We start from the raw sequence: 2887 nt of genomic DNA on the forward strand, positions 1-2887 counted from the left end.
ATACTCCTTCAACTCTGATCGCCCGCAAGCCCAAGAATAATCTCCTCAATGTGATTACCGAGTTAATGGGTCCGCTTATTTATACAACGCTGTTAAATAAGTCCGACGAACCAGTGGCTAATTTGACCGAAGTGACTCCTCGAGTGAAGAAGCTCATTGCCTTGGGAATTTCCTCTGGAGATATCAAATCGCACAGAAAAACCACACTTATTTCCTGCGTGCAAGAAATCCCGAAAGTGGCAAGAGAAGGTTCAATACCATCTTGGAAAGTAAAGAAGATTGTGCCAACTCTTATCGTTGACTGATCGGCATTTACTTCAGTTCTAGCGGTTCACCAATTCTTGGAATCCATACCGACCCGTTTGGTTCCAAACGTCGGTAGGTATCAGTGAACTCATCGAGGTCCAAAGTTTGTGGTGGATCCATTTCCATGTCGGCGGGCCAAAGTCCCCAATGCATTGGAACAGCGACTTTGCAACCCTGGCGCCAGGCAAGGAAAGCTGCCTCCTTCGTGTCCATATTTCCTGTCCCCCCGTTAATACAAATCAAGGAAACATCTACTCGACCTTCAGTATCATCCACGATTCGAGCGTCATATTCGGTGTCACCAGAGTGATAGATACGGTGTTTGCCGACTGTAACGATGTATCCAGCGGCATCCGGTGTCTCTTCTAACTCGAACATGTGACGTGCGTAAACGGCTTCGATTGTTATATCGCCGACTTGCCCGATCTCACGACGTTTAAGCACCTGTCCGCGGTCGCCGTAAAAACCACCGGCACGAGCTAATTTAATGACCGAGAAAGGTCCCATATATCGAGTCTTTGGGTGCTTCGAAAAGGGAATTATCGTCTCAGGATCCTGGTGATCATCGTGAGGATGTGTCGCGAGAATTACATCGAATTCTGATTCATCGGCAGTAAGCGGGGCTGGATACCCTCGTGAAATGCCATAGGAGGTCTGAACCGAATCTGTTAGGTAGGCATCGATGCACACTGTGAAGCCACCCGGACTCTTGATAACAAAGCCTGCTTGAAGAAGCCACCAGATGTGAACGGCGCCTTCTGGAACTTTTGTGTCCCTAATCAAGGGCCATATAGAACTGTTTGTAGTCATCCTTTTATCGCTCCCGCCGTTAGTCCCGAAATAATGAACTTCTGAATAAACATATAAAGAATTACAGGTGGCAATCCGTAAATCAGCGCCCCTGATAGCAGCTCTTGGATCGGCGTATCTAGTTGCGACATAGTGGACGCAAGTCCGACCGAGGCGGGGTAAAGGTCTTGTTTCGAAATCATTGTGACCGCCATGAGATAATCACCCCAACTCGCAAAGAAAGCAACAACGCCAACGGCTAAAATGGCCGGACTACACAAAGGCATAATTATCTTTCGCAATAAAGCAAAGTAGTCGCAGCCATCGATTTGCGCCGCTTCACTAACTTCCTTGGGAATGGATTCAAAAGCAGGTCTCAATATCCATACACCCACTGGTATTACGAAGGCTGCGTGGATTAGAGACGACGCCGGCAAATTATTTGCAATATGAATTTGACTATACATTTTATAGATCGGAATAACGATCAAAGCTTCTGGCAACATTTGAGTGAAAAGCAACATCATTCCGAAAACAAATTTTCCCCGCCATTTGAACCAAGAAATTGCGTACGCTCCCAATATTGAAAATGAGGTGGTGATTACTGTTGTTAGCGCCGCAACAAATCCAGAGTTGAGGAGCCATCTTGCCATCGGATTGTCATGAAATAACTGCTGGAAGCCATGCAGATTTGCGGCCTTTGGATATAGGACCGGTGGATATTGCAGGGAAATGTCGGGTGGTTGGATAGCGGTTACCAACATCCAATAAAGTGGAAAAATAACCAAGAGACAAACGAAAGTAATTATTGAATAGCGGAATATTGACCTAACGAGTATGGTCCTTTTACTCCCGATTACGACGTTCATCGAAAATCTCGCTTTGCTGCTCGGGATTGCAGAAGCAAATAGACAAGTGCCACTAGGAAGGTAATTGCCAAACCGGTAACTCCGATAGCGGAAGAAAGCGCGTAATCGTAAAACTTAAATGCCGTGTTGTAAACCGAGACAACCAAAGTTTCAGTATCCCTTTCTGGACCGCCGCCAGTTGTCAGGTAGATCATGCTGAATTGCCTAAAGGCAAAAATGAAGGCCAGAAGTTCCAACAAGTAAAGAGTCGGTTTGATGCTTGGCAAGGTGACTGCTCTGAAGCGCTCAAATGGTCCTGCCCCATCAACTGTTGCTGCTTCAAGTAGATCCTCGGGAACTCCTTGAAGGGCCGAAAGAAAGACGATGCTGTAAAACGGAAATGTCTTCCACATGGACATACCAATAATCGAGATGAAGGCATAAGGACTCGAGGTCAGCCATCCGCCAGAAGTATCAAATGGAAGGTATTGACTGACAACTCCAATAATCCCGAACGCAGAATTCAATATCCAAATGAAGATGATGACTGAGGCAACGTCAGGAAAGGCCCATGGCGCCGTCAAAAGGGCACGAACACCTCCGCGGCCACGGAACCTTCTGTTAACCAGTAGCGCAGTACCTAGGCCGGCGCCGACGGAGCAGAACACATTGATGATGGCGTAAAGAGTGGTGATGCGAACGCTTGCCAAGTATGCCGAATTGTGCGCTAGTCCAATGTAGTTTTTTAGTCCAACAAAATCAACCTTGGTTCCGATTTTATCGCCAAGAGTCTTATCGGTCAGGCTGATCCAAATGTCTTGCGTGATTGGGTAAAGCACCAATACGAAAGACAAAACACATATTGGGACGATCAAAAGATAAGGAAGATGCTTACTACTGCCAATCTTCGTTCTCTCAACAGGTATTCGGGGCGATGCAAGCCT

Annotated in this window: 4 protein-coding genes; 1 reads left to right on the top strand and 3 read right to left on the bottom strand. The window is 46.6% G+C overall.

Features of this window, described 5'->3' with window-relative positions; all coding sequences use genetic code 11:
- The coding region (locus tag WCO51_11850; protein MEI6513947.1) for a hypothetical protein at window positions 1–305 on the top strand (305 nt) is incomplete at its 5' end.
- Window positions 306–312: 7 nt separating this feature from the next.
- Here the strand turns inward: WCO51_11850 and WCO51_11855 are convergent.
- From WCO51_11855 to WCO51_11865, 3 genes are all read right to left on the bottom strand, one after another.
- Window positions 313–1116, bottom strand: a complete 804-nt coding sequence (locus WCO51_11855; protein MEI6513948.1) for an MBL fold metallo-hydrolase — start codon at window positions 1114–1116, stop codon at window positions 313–315.
- Window positions 1113–1748, bottom strand: coding sequence for a carbohydrate ABC transporter permease (locus WCO51_11860; protein MEI6513949.1), 636 nt, complete (start codon window positions 1746–1748; stop codon window positions 1113–1115). The genes WCO51_11855 and WCO51_11860 overlap by 4 nt, the downstream gene beginning before the upstream one ends.
- 212 nt (window positions 1749–1960) lie before the next feature.
- Window positions 1961–2887: sugar ABC transporter permease (locus WCO51_11865; protein ID MEI6513950.1), on the bottom strand; the 927-nt coding region annotated here is incomplete at its 5' end.

It is taken from the genome of bacterium, assembly GCA_037131655.1.
In the GTDB taxonomy this organism is placed as follows: domain Bacteria; phylum Armatimonadota; class Fimbriimonadia; order Fimbriimonadales; family JBAXQP01; genus JBAXQP01.

Coding starts and splice junctions, on each gene's coding strand:
- WCO51_11860 (MEI6513949.1), bottom strand. CDS start 1,748: ATGGCAAGATGGCTCCTCAACTCTGGATTTGTTGCGGCGCTAACAACA.
- WCO51_11855 (MEI6513948.1), bottom strand. CDS start 1,116: ATGACTACAAACAGTTCTATATGGCCCTTGATTAGGGACACAAAAGTT.